The sequence below is a fragment of the Finegoldia sp. BIOML-A4 genome (genome assembly GCF_009679635.1).
Lineage (GTDB): Bacteria > Bacillota > Clostridia > Tissierellales > Peptoniphilaceae > Finegoldia > Finegoldia magna.
This window is the reverse complement of the sequence record NZ_WKZC01000021.1, coordinates 1-1,195: the sequence shown is the minus strand read 5'-3', so window position 1 is coordinate 1,195 and position 1,195 is coordinate 1. Positions and strand designations below refer to the sequence as shown.

Here is a 1,195-nt window from a genome sequence, read left to right as displayed (position 1 = left end):
ATGAGTAAAGCTAAATTTGAAAGAACAAAACCACATGTTAACATTGGTACAATAGGTCACGTTGACCACGGTAAAACAACATTAACTGCAGCCGTAACACTTGTATTAAACAAGAGAATGGGCTCAGGAGAATTCGTAGACTACGCTAACATCGACAAAGCACCAGAAGAAAGAGAAAGAGGAATCACAATCAACACTTCTCACGTAGAATACGAAACAGAAAAAAGACACTACGCACACGTAGACTGTCCAGGCCACGCTGACTACGTTAAAAACATGATCACAGGAGCAGCACAAATGGACGGAGCAATCCTAGTAGTAAGTGCAGCAGACGGTCCAATGCCACAAACAAGAGAACACATCTTGTTAGCAAGACAAGTAGGCGTACCAAAAATCGCAGTATTCTTAAACAAAGAAGACCAAGTAGACGACCCAGAACTAATCGAATTAGTTGAAATGGAAGTACGTGAATTATTAAACGAATACGAATACGATGGAGACAACACACCAATCGTAGTAGGATCAGCATTAAAAGCATTAGAAGATCCAGACGGAGAATGGGGAGACAAAATCATGAAATTGATGGAAGAAGTAGACGAATGGATCCCAGCTCCAGTAAGAGACGTTGACCACCCATTCCTAATGCCAGTAGAAGACATTTTCACAATCACAGGACGTGGAACAGTAGCTACAGGTAGAGTAGAAAGAGGAAAAGTAAAAGTAGGAGACAACGTAGAAATCGTAGGACTTACAACAGAAAAAAGAACAGTAGTAGTAACAGGTGTAGAAATGTTCAGAAAACAACTTGACGAAGCAGAAGCAGGAGATAACATCGGAGCATTACTAAGAGGTGTACAAAGAGAAGACATCGAAAGAGGACAAGTATTAGCAGCACCTGGAACAATCCACCCACACACAAAATTTGAAGCAGAAGTATACGTATTAACAAAAGAAGAAGGTGGAAGACACACACCATTCTTCTCAGGATACAGACCACAATTCTACTTCAGAACAACAGATGTAACAGGAAACATCGCATTAGAAGAAGGCGTAGAAATGGTAATGCCAGGAGATAACGCAAAATTCATAATCGAATTAATCACTCCAATCGCAATCGAAGAAGGATTAAGATTTGCCATCAGAGAAGGCGGAAGAACAGTAGGAGCTGGCGTTGTTTCTAAAATTATAGAATAAT

1 protein-coding gene is annotated in these 1,195 nt (G+C 40.3%); it reads left to right on the top strand.

Translation table 11 applies throughout. The features are described from left to right. Positions 1 to 1,194: an elongation factor Tu gene (gene tuf, locus GKG01_RS08975; protein ID WP_002835370.1), complete on the top strand. Its 1,194-nt coding sequence runs from the start codon at positions 1 to 3 to the stop codon at positions 1,192 to 1,194. The last annotated feature ends 1 nt before the right edge of the window (position 1,195 follow it).